Source organism: Pedococcus sp. P5_B7, from assembly GCF_054049895.1.
In genome coordinates this window covers 58,413-71,873 of the sequence record NZ_JBFULM010000001.1, presented here as the reverse complement: position 1 = coordinate 71,873, position 13,461 = coordinate 58,413, and the positions used below count along the sequence as shown (strand labels likewise).

The following is a 13,461-nucleotide window of genomic DNA, read 5'->3' as shown; positions in this document are numbered from 1 at the left end:
CAGCGCGCTCACAGTCCGCGCTCGTAGCTCGCCCAGGCCACGGGCGACTCGGCCAGGGTCACCGTGATCGCGCTGATCCCGGAGGCCGTGGCACCCAGGTCGCCGGCGTGGACGCGGGCGGCGAGGCGGTCGGCGACCAGCCTGGCCAGGGCCTCGGTGGTCGTGTTGCCGGCGGTCAGGGTGGGGTCCTCGTCGAGGTTGCGGTAGTTGAGGTCGGCCAGGACCGCCCGGAGCTGTTCACCGGCGCGGCCGATGTCCACCACGATGCCGTCGTCGTCCAGGTCGGCGCGGTGGAAGGTCGCGTCGACGACATAGGTGGCGCCGTGCAGCGACTGCGCCGGACCGAAGACCTCGCCGCGGAAGCTGTGGGCGATCATGATGTGGTCCCGCACGGTCACTCTGAACACGGTGCCTACCCCTGGTGGTCGGTGCTGTCGTCGGTGTGGTGGTCGGTGCTGTCGTACGTGATGAGGTGGCAGATCGCCGGAAGGCTCCCGTCCGAGAGACGGGCCATGGCGGCCGGGAGTTCATCGAAGGCCGACCGCCCGGTGACGAGGGCGTCGAAGGCGGGGTCCTTCAACAGGTCCAGGGCGAGCGAGAGCCGGTCCGTGGTGGTGCGGCGGGAGCGCCGGGCCGGGGACACCGCGCCCACCTGGCTGGCCCGGATGGTGAGCCGCCCCGAGTGGAACGACCCGCCGAGGCCGACGCTGACCTCGCGGTCGCCGTACCAGCTGAGCTCGACCACCTGGCCCTCGGTGGCGAGGAGGGCCAGGGACAGCCCAAGACCCTCGGAGGTGGCGCTGGTGTGCACGACGAGGTCGTGAGCGCCGGCCCCGGGCGCCGACCCGGCCCCGGGCACCGACCCGGCGTCGGGGGCCAGCGCGAAGTCGACACCGAGGGCAGCCGCCACCCCGGCCCGGGAGGGGTCGATGTCGACGAGCGTCGTGCGGACGCCGGGGATGCCGGACAACAGGCGCGCGACACAGCACCCGACCATGCCTGCCCCGACCACCGCGACCCGGTCACCCACCAGTGGCGCAGCGTCCCACAGGGCGTTGACCGCTGTCTCGACGGTGCCCGCCAGGACGGCCCGTTCGGGAGGCACGCCCTCGGGCACCACCACGACGGCGTCGGCCGGCACGACAAACCTCGTCTGGTGGGGGTGGAGGCAGAAGACCAGCCGGCCACGCAGGTGCGCGGGCCCCTGCTCGACGATGCCGACGGTGAGGTACCCGTACTTCACCGGTCCGGGGAAGTCCCCTTCCTGGAAGGGTGCCCGCATCGTGGCGTACTGGCTCTCGGGGACCCGGCCCTCGAAGACGAGAGTCTCGGTGCCTCGGCTGACCGCGGAGTTGACGGTCCGGACGAGGACCTCGTCCGGACGGGGTGAGGGCACCGTCACCGGCCGGAGCTCGCCCACCCCCGGTGCGGTCAGCCAGTACGCGAGTGCAGACCCGGACACGGCCCCACCCTAGCGATCGGCCGGTATGCCGCCCGGGTGAACTGGCGGGTCGGCTGTGCCGTCCTAGGGTCAGGCTGGAGAGACTGGAGGTGTGGTGGGCAGGAGTGCAGTCCCGGTGATGCCGATGGCCGCGCAGTCGGCGCTGCTCGGCGTCCTTCTGTTGGCGCTGGCACCCGGACCGACGGGGTCGGCAGGGTTGGCCGCAGCCGCAGGGGTGCTCGTCGCCGTCGCGTGTGCTGGGGTCGGCTGGGTCGTCCTGGTGCGGGCGCTGGCCCGCCGCGGTCGGCGGGGCCTCGGACCCGCCGACCACGTCACGGTCACGCGCGGCACGCTCGCCTGCGTCGTGGCGGCGCTGACCACGAGCTCGGTCCTCGACCGTGCGCTGACCGGCCCGTCCGCCCACCCCGCGCGGACCTCCTTGGTGCTGCTCGCGTCCGTGGCCCTCTCGCTCGACGCCCTCGACGGCTGGGTCGCCCGACGCACCGGGACGGCGTCGGCGCTCGGCGCCAGGCTCGACATGGAGGTCGACGCCTGGCTGATCCTGGTCCTGAGCGTCGCCGCCTCGCTGGTGCTCGGCTGGTGGGTGGTGGCCATCGGCCTCTTCCGCTACCTGCTCGTGGGGGCCACCTGGGCTGCGCCGTGGCTCGGCGGCGAGGTCCCACCGCGCTACTGGCGCAAGGCAGTTGCGGCGATGCAGGGGATCGTGCTCACCCTGGCCACCGCCGGGGTCCTGCCCCGCCCGGCGCTCGTCGGTCTCGCCGTGCTGGCGCTCGTCCTGCTCGCGTGGTCGTTCGGTACCCAGGGCGCAGAGCTGTGGCGGGCGCGGGCGACCCGATCGACCCGTGCAGGTGAGCGCCCCGTGGAGGTGCTGCCAAGCGTCGTCGTGGTGGAGGTCGGTGCCGGGCCGCGGGTCCAGGCCACTCCGTGAGCTCGACCGGCGCCATCGACAAGGCGAGCCGGGGGAGTCGACTCCGCAGCCGCGGCGCGCTGGCGGTCGCGCTGTTGCCCCTCCTCGCCGTGTGGGTGGTGCTCGTGGCACCGGACGACCCGACCGACGAACCGCTCACCTGGCTGCTCCGGCTGCCGGTCGACCCGATCCTCCTGGTGCTGTTGCTCCTCGTGGTCCGGGGGTCGTGGCGCCGTCGGGCGGCGCTGGTCGTCGGGGCCCTGCTCGGTGTCGTGACCCTCGTGAAGCTCCTCGACATCGGCTTCACCACGGCGCTGCGCCGCCCGTTCGACCTCGTGGCCGACTGGACCTACCTGCGGTCCGCGCGCGACCTGCTCGGTGACTCGGTGGGCCCGTCCGGCGCGACGGCGGCGCTCGTCGGGTCCGTGGCCATCGTCATCCTGCTGCTCGCGGTCGTGCCCTGGTCGACCGGCGCCCTGGTGCGCCGGCTCGAGCCACACCTCGACCGGCATCCGCGCGGATGGGCTCGCGCGCTCGTCGTCATGGGCGCGGTGTGGCTGGTGGCGGCCGTGACCCAGGTCCAGGTCGCGCCGGGACTGCCGCTCGCCTCCACCTCGTCCGTGGGGCTCGTCGGCGACCACGTGACCAGGGTGCGCGCGGCGCTGCGTGACGGGGCGACCTTCGACCGCGCCGTGGCCACGGATCCGTTCGCGCGGGCGCCCGCGGCGGACCTGCTGACCGGGCTGCGCGGCCAGGACGTGCTCTTCGTCTTCGTCGAGAGCTATGGCGAGGTCGCCGTCACGGGCCGGCCGGCACCGGCTGGGGTCGCACCCGCGCTCGACCGGGCCACGAGCGCGCTCGGAGCGGCCGGCTACTCCACCCGGAGCGCCTGGCTGGACTCGCCCACCTTCGGGGGCACCAGCTGGCTGGCCCACTCCACCCTGCAGTCGGGGGTCTGGGTCGACAGCCAGCGGCGGTACGACCAGCTCATGGCGAGCGACCGGCTCACCCTGAGTGGGGCCTTCGGCCGGGCCGGGTGGCGCACGGTGGTGGATGTCCCGTCGAACCGGGAGGACTGGCCCGAGGCGCGGTCGTTCTACCACTACGACCAGGTCTACGACGCCCGCAACGTCGGGTACGCGGGGCCGCGGTTCGGCTACGCCACCATGCCGGACCAGTACACCCTCAAGGCCTTCGCCGACCGTGAGCTGACTGGCCGTCCGCGCGCCCCCGTGATGGCCGAGATCGACCTCGTGACCAGCCATGTCCCGTGGGCACCGCTGCCGCGGCTCGTCGACTGGGACTCCCTCGGCGACGGGTCGGTGTTCGGGCCGATCCGTGACCAGGCCGCCACCAGGGCGCAGGTGTGGCGCGACCCGGCCTCGGTGCGGGCGGCCTACGCCGACTCGGTCGCCTACTCGATCGCCAGCCTCGTGCAGCTCGTGCAACGGGCCCACGACCCGAACCTCGTGCTGGTGCTGCTCGGCGACCACCAGCCCTCGACCGTCGTCTCGGGCCCCCGGGCGAGCCACCGGGTGCCCGTCACCCTCGTCGCCCACGACGCCGCGGTGACCCAGCGCATCGCAGGGTGGGGATGGCAGGCAGGCATGCGCCCCACTGCGGCGGCGCCGGTCTGGCGGATGGATGGGTTCCGCGACCGGGTGCTCACCGCCTTCGGCCCGACCCCCGGCACACCGGTCGCTGCACCACGCTGAACCCCGGCGCGGGCTGGCCCGTCATCAAGGGTGGAGGCCGGCACCAGGCTCGGCCGGCAAGGGAGGTCACATGAAGTGGCATGCACTGGGAGCGGTCGCGCTGGTCGTGTCGGCCGCGGTCCACCTCAAGCTCTGGTTCGGTGGGGTGCGGGACCAGTCCGTCGGCCCAGCGTTCCTCGTCAACGTCGTGGCCGGGGTCGTCATCGCGATCCTGCTGCTGACGTGGCAGCACTGGGTGCCCGCCTTCCTCACGCTCGGCTTCGGCCTGTCGACGCTGGGGGCGTTCGTCATCTCGACGACCGTGGGCCTGATGGGCGTGCACTCCCACTGGGAGGGCTTCGCCGTGTACGCAGCAGCCGTCTCCGAGGTGGTGTGCATCGCCGTCGGCGCCAGCCTGCTCGTCGCGGCTCGGGCGCACCGGCCCGTGGTCGGGAGTCGAGCGGCCTAGCCTGCGGTCGTTACGACTGGGTGGCCTTCTGCGACTCGATGTCGGCGCGCACGGCGTCCATGTCGAGCGCCTTGACCTGCGTGATGACGTCCTCGAGCGCGGTCGCGGGGAGCGCGCCGGCCTGCGCGAAGACGAGGATGCCGTCGCGGAAACCCATCAGCATGGGGATCGAGGTGATGTTGGCGGCGGCCGCGAGGGCCTGCTCGGCCTCGGTGTCGACCTTGCCGAACACGACGTCGGCGTGCTGCTCGGACGCGCTCTCGAAGACCGGTCCGAACCGCTTGCACGGCCCACACCACTCGGCCCAGAAGTCCACGAAGACGGTGCCGCCCTCGAGGATCGTCTTCTCGAAGTTCTCCGCCGTCAGCGTCGTGCTAGCCATCTCTACGTCCACTCCCATCGGACCACGACGGTCGCGGTCACCGAGTTCTCGCCCAGCTCGACGGACAGGTCTGCTGCCTTGCCGGCCGCCATCATGGCGAACCGGGGCTGGGCTCCACCACGCTCAACGTCGGACAACCGCTCAACCTTCCCGAGCGTGCGACCGGCCAGCGCGGCATACTGCTGCGCCTTGCCCAGTGCGTCGGTGAACGCCGCCTCCCGCGCCTGCGCGAGCACGGGGGCGGAGTCCGCCAGCTCGAGCCCGAGGTGGTCGATCGTCAGGGCGTTGCCGGCGGCGCCGGCGAAGGCCTCGACGAGGCTCCCGACCAGGGCCGGGTCGCGGACCGTCACCGACAGGCTCTGGTATGCCGTGTAACCGACGACGGTGACCCCCTCGCGGTCGTGGCGGGGGTGGACCCCGGTGCCCGTGGTGCGCAGGTCGGCGTCCGCGACCCCGTGGTCGCGCGCCGCCTGGGCGAGGGACTGGGCGCGGCTCCCCGCGTCGGCCAGGGCTGACGTGACGTCGTCGGCCTCGCACCGCACCCCGACGCGCACCCGGACGACGTCGGGGGCGGCCGACGCGGTCCCGGAACCGGTGACCTCGACGTGGGCAGCGCCACCCCCCGACCCGCTGTGTCCTGTCATGGGACCAGCCTAGGGTGGAGCAGATGAGCACCGAACAGACCAGCACCGGAGCGGTCACCGCCGCCCGGCCGAGCGCGGACGGCACGAGCGCCGACGGCACGACCACCGAGGAGATCCGCCGCTACTGGGACGACTTCGCGGCGGAGTACGACAGCTACCCCGACCACGGCCTGCTCGACTCCGACATCCGGTCGGCGTGGAAGGACCTGCTGCGCACCTGGCTGCCCACGACCCCCTCGCTGGTGGCCGACCTCGCCTGTGGCACGGGCACCATGAGCGCGCTGATGGCCGAGCTGGGTCACCAGGTCCGCGGGGTCGACCTGTCGGCCGAGATGGTGCGCCGGGCGCAGGCGAAGGCCGCGCCGTTCGGTGCCGCGATCGAGGTCGAGCAGGGCGATGCGGGCGACCCGCCCTTCGAGCCAGGGTCCGTCGACGTGGTCTTCGCGCGGCACATCCTCTGGACGCTGCCTGACCCGACCGAGGCGCTGCGTCGCTGGGCCGCCCTGCTGCGCCCGGGTGGCCGGATGGTGCTGGTGGAGGGGCGTTGGGGGCTCGAGGCGGCGGCCGACAAGCCGGCCCTGCCCTGGAGCGCCGGGGTGCCGTCGGAGGAGCTGGCAGCCGTCGTGGGCGAGCTGGTGGGGGAGTGCACCGTCGTGCAGCTGACCGACTCGGTGTTCTGGGGCAAGGACATCGAGCACGAGCGCTACCTGCTGCGCGCCGTGGCGCGGGCGGCGACGCCCTGATGCGCGCGCGGGCGCGACGCGTGACGGTGGCGGGCTGGACGCTCGCCGCACTGGCCGCCCTCATGGTGCCGTGGACGGCATACCTGTTCGTCGTGCTGCCGCGCACCGCGCCCGCCGCGCACTTCGACCTGGCGTGGGGTGGCTTCGACCTGGCCCTCCTGGTGATGCTCGCCCTGACCGGTTGGGCCGCGGTGCGGCGACGGCGGTGGCTCGCAGCGGTGGCGGGGGCCAGCGCCGCGCTGCTCGCCGCCGACGCGTGGTTCGACGTGGTCACCGCGCCCACGCACGGGGAGCGGTGGGTCGCGCTGGCGATGGCGGTGCTGGTCGAGCTCCCGCTGGCCGCCGTGTGCGGCTGGCTGGCCGTGAGCGGGCAGGACCTCGTCGACCGCCGGCTGGCGAGGGCTCGGCCGGGGAGTCCCGTCGTGGACCCGGTTCGGCATACCGCGCGGTAATCGGGAGAATGCCGGACATGACCGCAGCCCCCTCCGTGTCCAACTCCATCACCGTCCGGCTGACGCTCCCGGCCCGCGCCACCGCGGTCTCCGAGCTCACCGGGGTCATCGAGAAGGGGGGCGGCCTGGTCACGGGGCTCGACGTGACCGCGTCGGGTTCCGACCGGCTCCGCGTCGACGTGACCGCCGCGGCTCGCGACACCGACCATGCCGACGAGCTCGTCGCGGCGATGCGCGGCGTGCACGGCGTCGAGATCGGCAAGGTGTCCGACCGCACCTTCCTCGCCCACCTGGGCGGCAAGCTCAAGATCGAGTCGAAGGTGCCGATCCGCAACCGCGACGACCTGTCCCTCATCTACACCCCGGGGGTCGCCCGGGTCTGCATGGCCATCGCGGAGAACCCCGCCGACGCCCGGCGGCTCACCATCAAGCGCAACACGGTGGCCGTGGTGACGGACGGCTCGGCGGTCCTCGGGCTGGGCAACATCGGCCCCCTGGCGGCGCTGCCGGTGATGGAGGGCAAGGCTGCCCTCTTCAAGCGGTTCGCCGACATCGACGCGTTCCCGATCTGCCTCGACACCCAGGACACCGAGGAGATCATCCGCGCCGTCAAGGCGATCAGCCCGGTCTTCGCCGGCATCAACCTCGAGGACATCTCGGCTCCCCGGTGCTTCGAGATCGAGCGGCGGCTGCGTGACGAGCTCGACATCCCCGTCTTCCACGACGACCAGCACGGCACGGCCATCGTCACCCTCGCCGCCCTGCGCAACGCGCTGCGGGTGGTCGGCAAGGAGCTGAGCGAATGCCGCGTGGTCATGTCCGGAGCGGGCGCGGCAGGCACGGCGATCCTCAAGCTGCTGCTCAAGGCCGGCGCCACCGACGTGGTCGTGGCCGACCAGTTCGGCGTGCTGCACCGTGATCGCGACGACATCGCCTCAGGGGAGCACCCGGCACTGGCCTGGTCGGCCGAGCACACCAACCACCGCGGTGTCACCGGCACCCTCAAGGAGGCGATCGCGGGCGCCGACGTGTTCGTCGGGGTCTCGGCCCCGGGCATCCTCACCGGTGACGACATCGCGACCATGAACGAGGGCGCGATCGTCTTCGCCATGGCCAACCCCGAGCCCGAGGTCGACCCGATCGCCGCCGCCCAGTACGCAGCCGTCGTGGCCACGGGTCGCTCCGACTTCGCGAACCAGATCAACAACGTGCTGGTCTTCCCGGGCGTCTTCCGCGGTCTGCTCGACGCGGCCTCGACCTCGATCGACGAGGACGTCATGCTCGCCGCCGCCAAGGCACTCTCGGAGGTCGTCCACCCGGAGGAGCTCAACGCCGCCTACATCATCCCCAGCGTGTTCCACCCCGACGTGTCGAAGGTGGTCGCGGCCGCGGTCAAGGCGGCCGTGCTCGGCACCACACCGGAGCAGGTTCCCACGCGTCGGATGGCCGAAGAGCCCGAGTTCATTGGCTAGCTCGTCGGCCGGCGACCAGACTTCCGCGGGCTCGACCCGCGCCGTGCTCAGTGCCGACCCGGGAGAGGCGACCGTGGTCGTCGGCCCACCGCACCGGACCGCCGCGGTGGTCTTTGCGGTGCTGCTCGTCGCCCACCTCGCCGCGCTCTACTGGCCACGGGTCGACATCCAGGGCCCGGTCACGTGGAGCGACAAGGTCGCCCACGTCCTGCTCTTCCTCGCGCCCACGGTGGCGGGCCTGCTCGCCGGCGTGCGCCCGGCATACCTCGTCGCGCTGCTGGCCCTGCACGCCCCGGTCAGCGAGCTGCTCCAGCACTACCTGCTCCCGCACCGGTCGGGCGACGCCTGGGACGCCGTGGCGGACCTCTCCGGCGTGGTGCTCGGGGTCACGTCCGTCGTGGTCGGGAGGGCGCTGCGGCGCTGATAGACTGCTCGGGCTCAGTTCGGCGGCGCTCGGCAGCGCCATCAGGTGGCACAGGCGCCACAGACGCATTCCCTACTCCGACTGCAGACCACCGGATGACAACTGTTGATCCGGTCCAACGGGCCCTCGCGGCCTGAGGCTCGTCTTCTTCGTTGCCCTCGCCAGGTGGCTCGAGACGTGTCTACCTCGAGTACCTGAAGTGAGTTGAACATCTGTGCCCAAGAACCTGCGATCCGGCGCGCCCAAAAAGGCCCGTTGGACCCCAGACCAGAAGGCTGCCGCGAAGAAGGGCCCCAAGAAGGCCCACCGCGGCCAGTCCTCCGCACCCACCGGTGGCACCGCGTATGCCGCGCGGCCGGCTCGCGACGTTGACCGTCGCCCCGAGCGCTCGGACCGTCCGGCCCGCAGTTACGACCGCAGTGACCGTCCGGCCCGCTCGTCCAGCCGTGACGACCGTGCGCCGCGCAGCTTCGACCGCAGCGACCGCAGCGACCGTCCGGCCCGCTCGTTCAGCCGTGACGACCGTGCGCCGCGCAGCTTCGACCGCAGCGACCGTCCGGCCCGCTCGTTCAGCCGTGACGACCGTGCGCCGCGCAGCTTCGACCGCAGCGACCGCACCGACCGTCCGGCCCGCTCGTTCAGCCGTGATGACCGTGCGCCGCGCAGCTACGACCGCAGCGACCGCCCCGCCCGCAGCTTCGACCGTGACGACCGTCCGGCTCGCACCTTCAACCGTGACGACCGGCCCCAGCGCCGCGAGTCCACCCGTGACGACCGCCCGGCTCGTCGCAATGACCGTGATGCCAGTGACCGTCGTGAGAGCCGTGGTCCCCGTCAGTACAACCGTGAGGACCGCCCTGTGACCAGCTACAACCGTGACGACCGTCCGGCCCGCAGCACCGATCGCCCCGCCCGCAGCACCGACCGCAGCGAGCGCCCCGCGCGCAGCTTCGACCGCACGGACCGTCCGGCCCGCAGCTTCGACCGCAGCGACCGTCCGGCCCGCAGCTTCGACCGCAGCGACCGCCCGGCCCGCAGCTTCGACCGCAGCGACCGTCCGGCCCGTGGCTTCGACAGCCAGGTCGACCCCGAGACCGAGCGCATGGAGGCCGACACCTGGGTCAAGGCCACCCGCAAGACCGTCGACGGTCCCGTCACCGTGGACTCCGACAACGGCTTCGCCGGCCTGGGCCTGACCGAGCGCCTCGTCGAGCGGCTCGCCCGTGACGGCATCACCACGCCGTTCCCGATCCAGTCCGCGACCATCCCGGACGCGCTGGCCGGCAAGGACATCCTCGGCCGTGGCCAGACCGGCTCCGGCAAGACGCTGGCCTTCGGGCTGCCGATGCTGTCCCGTCTCGCCGACGGCGAGCGGGCCCGTCCGCGCCGTCCCCGTGCCCTCGTGCTGGTCCCGACCCGCGAGCTCGCCATGCAGGTGTCCGACGCGCTCGAGCCCCTCGTGCACGTCCTCGGCCTGAAGCACAAGCTCGTCGCCGGTGGCCTGTCCTACACGACGCAGATCAGCGCGCTGAACCGTGGCGTCGACCTGCTCATCGCCACGCCGGGTCGCCTCAAGGACCTCATCGAGCGGGACGCCGTGCAGCTGCGCGACATCCAGATCGCCGTCCTCGACGAGGCCGACCACATGGCTGACATGGGCTTCATGCCCGAGGTCACCGCGATCCTCGACCAGATGCCTGCCGGTGGCCAGCGGATGCTGTTCTCGGCCACCCTGGACAAGGGCGTCGACAAGCTCGTCGAGGGCTACCTCACCGACCCCAAGACGCACTCCACCGACGACGCCAAGGCCTCGGTCACCACGATGGAGCACCACGTGCTGCTCATCGACCCGATGCACAAGAAGACGATCACCGCCGAGGTCGCCAACCGGGCGGGCCGCACCGTCGTCTTCGTGCGGACCAAGCTCGGCGCCGACCGCGTGGCCCTCCAGCTGCGCGAGCAGGGCGTCTTCGCTGCCGCGCTGCACGGTGGCTTGAACCAGGGCGCGCGCAACCGTGTCCTCGGGGCCTTCCGGGACGGCAGCCTGCCGGTCCTGGTGGCCACCGACGTCGCCGCCCGCGGCATCCACGTCGACGACGTCTCGGTCGTCCTCCAGGTCGACCCGCCGGCCGACCACAAGGACTACCTGCACCGCTCGGGCCGCACGGCCCGCGCCGGCGACAAGGGCACGGTCGTGACCCTGGCGCTCCCGCACCAGCGGCGCACCATGGAGCGGATGGCCCGCGAGGCCGGCATCGACGCGATGCCGACCAAGGCCGTCCCCGGCGACGACCGCCTCGCGGCGACCGGCGCCGTCACCCCCAGCGGCATCCCGGTCCCCGAGGACCAGGTCCGTCGGGTGCTCGACGGCCCGAAGCGCAGCGGCGGTCGCCCGTCCGGTGGTCCCCGTGGCGGTGGCCCCCGTGGTCCGCGCCAGGGTGGCAACCGCTCCTACCGTGACGACCGTTCCGGCGGCTCGCGGGGCGAGCGCGGCAGCTACTCGCGCGCTGCCCGCGGCTGATCGGTCTCCCGAACGCGCAGCACCTGAACGACGCACCACCCGAACGACGCATCATCTGAACGGCCAGAGCCCCGGTCCCCGCGACCGGGGCTCTGGCGTCGGCAGGCAGAATGGACCCGTGGAGATGACGGACCTGTCGGGCAGCCTGCTCGTCGCGACCCCCCAGATCGAGGAGGGCGTGTTCTGCCGCAGTGTCGTCCTGATCCTCCACCACGACGACGAGGGCGCCCAGGGTGTCGTGCTCAACCGTCCGATGGATGCCCGCGTCGATGCGGTGCTGCCGGACTGGCAGGCCCACGCGACCGCACCGTCGGTGCTCTTCGAGGGGGGCCCGGTCGGTCTCGACAGTGCCCTCGGTCTGGTCACGGTCCCGGGCGACGTCGAGCCGCTCGGGGTGAAGCGGCTGTTCAGGGGGCTCGGTCTCGTCGACCTCGACACCCCACCCGCGATCGTGGTCCCCGAGGTGGCCGGCCTGCGGATCTTCGCCGGGTATGCCGGGTGGTCGTCGGGGCAGCTCGAGGACGAGGTGCGTGCGGGGAGCTGGTACGTCGTGGAGTCCGAGGGGCGCGACGCGTTCGACGCCGACCCGGAGCAGCTGTGGGCGCGGGTGCTGCGGCGCCAGCGCGACCACCTCGCCTTCGTGGCGACCTTCCCGACCGACCCCGAGATGAACTGAGCGCCTGGAAACGGCGCCGGGCACGCGGCATACAATCGCTGGATGAGCGAGCCCCAGATCCCCCTGGACGACCCGCTGGCCCCCGAGGCCCAGCCCTCCCGGCCCTCCACGACGACCGCCGTGCTCGAGCGCGAGCAGGTCGAGGAGCAGCTGCAGGAGCCGGGCGACCACGAGCGGTTCTCGCACTACGTGCGCAAGGAGAAGATCCTCGAGAGCGCCTTGTCGGGTGACCCGGTCGTCGCGCTCTGCGGCAAGGTGTGGGTGCCCGGACGCGATCCGAAGAAGTTCCCGGTCTGCCCCACGTGCAAGGAGATCTACGAAGGTCTGCGGGCGCCGCAGGACGGCGGCGAGTGACCTGAGTCGGCAGGTGGGGGTCACCGACGTCCGCCGCGGCACAGGGGTTCCCACCCACCGAAAGCCTGAACGAGTCTTTACCTGCGCCTGCCTCCCCTGACCCGGGGACAGGGCATCGGGCTCCTAGCGTGCGAGGTCGAGCCACCCACCGAACCCGGAGGGAGGCACCTCGAAAGGACGCCCATGAAGCTTCGCTCTCGAATCGCACTCTCCTCCCTCATGCTGGGAGCCGTCGCCCTCGGACTCGGCCAGGGCAGCGCCGTCGCCCAGCCGATGGCCGGGGAGGCCACGGTCGCCGCGGACTGCGCGACCCACACCGACGCCGTCAACACCGCGCGCTCCGCCAAGGGCGGCAACCGCGTCGACCCGCACGAGTTCAGCCAGGCCCAGGTCGACCGCATGGAGGCCGCCTACCGCAGCGCCGCTGCCGCCAAGGGCCTGGCGCCCACGGCCAGCGGCAAGCTGGGCCACACCAGCACCAGGAAGCCGGGGCCGACCACGCCCGCCTTCGCCGCGACCACGGTCAGCGTCTACTGGCACGTGATCACCAACGGCACGAGCGGCAAGCTCACGACGACGCAGATCCAGAGCCAGCTGAACGTCCTCAACAACGCCTATGCCTCGTCGAGCTTCTCGTTCACCCTCGCCGGCACGGAGACCACGACGAACAGCGACTGGTACAGCATCGCCTTCCCCGCCAGCGGCCAGGAGCCGAGTGACGCCAAGGCGATGAAGACGGCCCTCCACAAGGGCACCAAGGCCGCGCTGAACATCTACTCGACGACGTTCTCCGACGGCACGCTGGGCTACGCGCAGTTCCCGTCCACGAACAACACCACCCTCGACGGTGTGGTGCTCGACTACCGCAGCATCCCCGGCGGCAGCCTCGCGCCGTACAACCAGGGCGACACGGCGACCCACGAGGTCGGCCACTGGGTCGGGCTCTACCACACCTTCCAGGGCGGCTGCTCGGGCGGCGACTCCGTGAGCGACACCCCGGCCGAGGCCTCCCCGGCGTTCGGGTGCCCGACCGGTCGTGACACCTGCGCGGCCACCGGCCTGGACCCGATCAAGAACTTCATGGACTACACGGACGACGCGTGCATGAACACCTTCACGCCTGGTCAGACCACCCGCATGCAGAACCAGTGGCTGACCTACCGCGGCTGACCTCCCGCGGCTGACCTCCCGCGGCTGAGCAGCCCACCCGTGCCCTGGACGTGACCCCCACGGCCTAGCACACCACCGAGGCCCCGGCGGA

Annotated in this window: 15 protein-coding genes; 11 read left to right on the top strand and 4 right to left on the bottom strand. The window is 72.4% G+C overall.

The window, feature by feature from the left end; translation table 11 throughout:
* Window positions 1–8: 8 nt before the first annotated feature.
* A complete protein-coding gene (locus ACXJKD_RS00375; RefSeq protein WP_457252347.1) occupies window positions 9–407 on the bottom strand; it encodes a 6-pyruvoyl trahydropterin synthase family protein in 399 nt (132 codons plus the stop codon).
* A 5-nt stretch (window positions 408–412) separates the two neighbouring features.
* Window positions 413–1,462: a zinc-dependent alcohol dehydrogenase gene (locus tag ACXJKD_RS00370; protein ID WP_457252346.1), complete on the bottom strand. Its 1,050-nt coding sequence runs from the start codon at window positions 1,460–1,462 to the stop codon at window positions 413–415.
* Between the two features lie 91 nt (window positions 1,463–1,553).
* Between ACXJKD_RS00370 and ACXJKD_RS00365 the strand changes: the two genes are divergently transcribed.
* The 3 genes from ACXJKD_RS00365 to ACXJKD_RS00355 all read left to right on the top strand — a co-directional run bounded on the left by ACXJKD_RS00365 (window position 1,554) and on the right by ACXJKD_RS00355 (window position 4,532).
* Window positions 1,554–2,390: a CDP-alcohol phosphatidyltransferase family protein gene (locus tag ACXJKD_RS00365; protein WP_457252345.1), complete on the top strand. Its 837-nt coding sequence runs from the start codon at window positions 1,554–1,556 to the stop codon at window positions 2,388–2,390.
* Window positions 2,387–4,084 (top strand): CDP-alcohol phosphatidyltransferase, encoded by a 1,698-nt coding sequence (locus ACXJKD_RS00360; protein ID WP_457252344.1) that lies wholly within the window; start codon window positions 2,387–2,389, stop codon window positions 4,082–4,084. The genes ACXJKD_RS00365 and ACXJKD_RS00360 overlap by 4 nt, the downstream gene beginning before the upstream one ends.
* A 70-nt stretch (window positions 4,085–4,154) precedes the next feature.
* A complete protein-coding gene (locus ACXJKD_RS00355) occupies window positions 4,155–4,532 on the top strand; it encodes a hypothetical protein (protein WP_457252343.1) in 378 nt (125 codons plus the stop codon).
* A gap of 10 nt (window positions 4,533–4,542) precedes the next feature.
* On the opposite strand, the gene trxA is transcribed toward ACXJKD_RS00355, so the two are convergent.
* A complete protein-coding gene (gene trxA / locus ACXJKD_RS00350; protein WP_457252342.1) occupies window positions 4,543–4,914 on the bottom strand; it encodes a thioredoxin in 372 nt (123 codons plus the stop codon).
* Between the two features lie 2 nt (window positions 4,915–4,916).
* On the bottom strand, window positions 4,917–5,558 hold the full coding sequence (locus ACXJKD_RS00345; RefSeq protein WP_457252341.1) for an SIMPL domain-containing protein: 642 nt from the start codon (window positions 5,556–5,558) through the stop codon (window positions 4,917–4,919).
* Window positions 5,559–5,581: 23 nt separating this feature from the next.
* Here ACXJKD_RS00345 and ACXJKD_RS00340 point away from each other — a divergent pair, with 23 nt between their 5' ends.
* The 8 genes from ACXJKD_RS00340 to ACXJKD_RS00305 all read left to right on the top strand — a co-directional run bounded on the left by ACXJKD_RS00340 (window position 5,582) and on the right by ACXJKD_RS00305 (window position 13,370).
* Window positions 5,582–6,301 (top strand): class I SAM-dependent methyltransferase, encoded by a 720-nt coding sequence (locus ACXJKD_RS00340; RefSeq protein ID WP_457252340.1) that lies wholly within the window; start codon window positions 5,582–5,584, stop codon window positions 6,299–6,301.
* Window positions 6,301–6,753 (top strand): hypothetical protein, encoded by a 453-nt coding sequence (locus ACXJKD_RS00335; RefSeq protein WP_457252339.1) that lies wholly within the window; start codon window positions 6,301–6,303, stop codon window positions 6,751–6,753. Before ACXJKD_RS00340 ends, ACXJKD_RS00335 begins: the two co-directional genes overlap by 1 nt.
* 17 nt (window positions 6,754–6,770) lie before the next feature.
* Window positions 6,771–8,225 carry a malic enzyme-like NAD(P)-binding protein gene (locus ACXJKD_RS00330; RefSeq protein ID WP_457252338.1) on the top strand — a complete coding sequence of 485 codons (1,455 nt, stop codon included), beginning with the start codon at window positions 6,771–6,773 and terminating at the stop codon, window positions 8,223–8,225.
* Window positions 8,218–8,649: a VanZ family protein gene (locus ACXJKD_RS00325; RefSeq protein ID WP_457252337.1), complete on the top strand. Its 432-nt coding sequence runs from the start codon at window positions 8,218–8,220 to the stop codon at window positions 8,647–8,649. The genes ACXJKD_RS00330 and ACXJKD_RS00325 overlap by 8 nt, the downstream gene beginning before the upstream one ends.
* A gap of 214 nt (window positions 8,650–8,863) precedes the next feature.
* A complete protein-coding gene (locus ACXJKD_RS00320; protein WP_457252336.1) occupies window positions 8,864–11,170 on the top strand; it encodes a DEAD/DEAH box helicase in 2,307 nt (768 codons plus the stop codon).
* Window positions 11,171–11,294: 124 nt separating this feature from the next.
* Window positions 11,295–11,846: a YqgE/AlgH family protein gene (locus ACXJKD_RS00315; RefSeq protein ID WP_457252816.1), complete on the top strand. Its 552-nt coding sequence runs from the start codon at window positions 11,295–11,297 to the stop codon at window positions 11,844–11,846.
* A 42-nt stretch (window positions 11,847–11,888) separates the two neighbouring features.
* Complete coding sequence (locus ACXJKD_RS00310) at window positions 11,889–12,200, top strand: DUF3039 domain-containing protein (protein ID WP_457252335.1); 312 nt, start codon at window positions 11,889–11,891, stop codon at window positions 12,198–12,200.
* 183 nt (window positions 12,201–12,383) lie between these two features.
* Window positions 12,384–13,370 (top strand): zinc metalloprotease, encoded by a 987-nt coding sequence (locus ACXJKD_RS00305; RefSeq protein ID WP_457252334.1) that lies wholly within the window; start codon window positions 12,384–12,386, stop codon window positions 13,368–13,370.
* Window positions 13,371–13,461 lie beyond the last annotated feature (91 nt).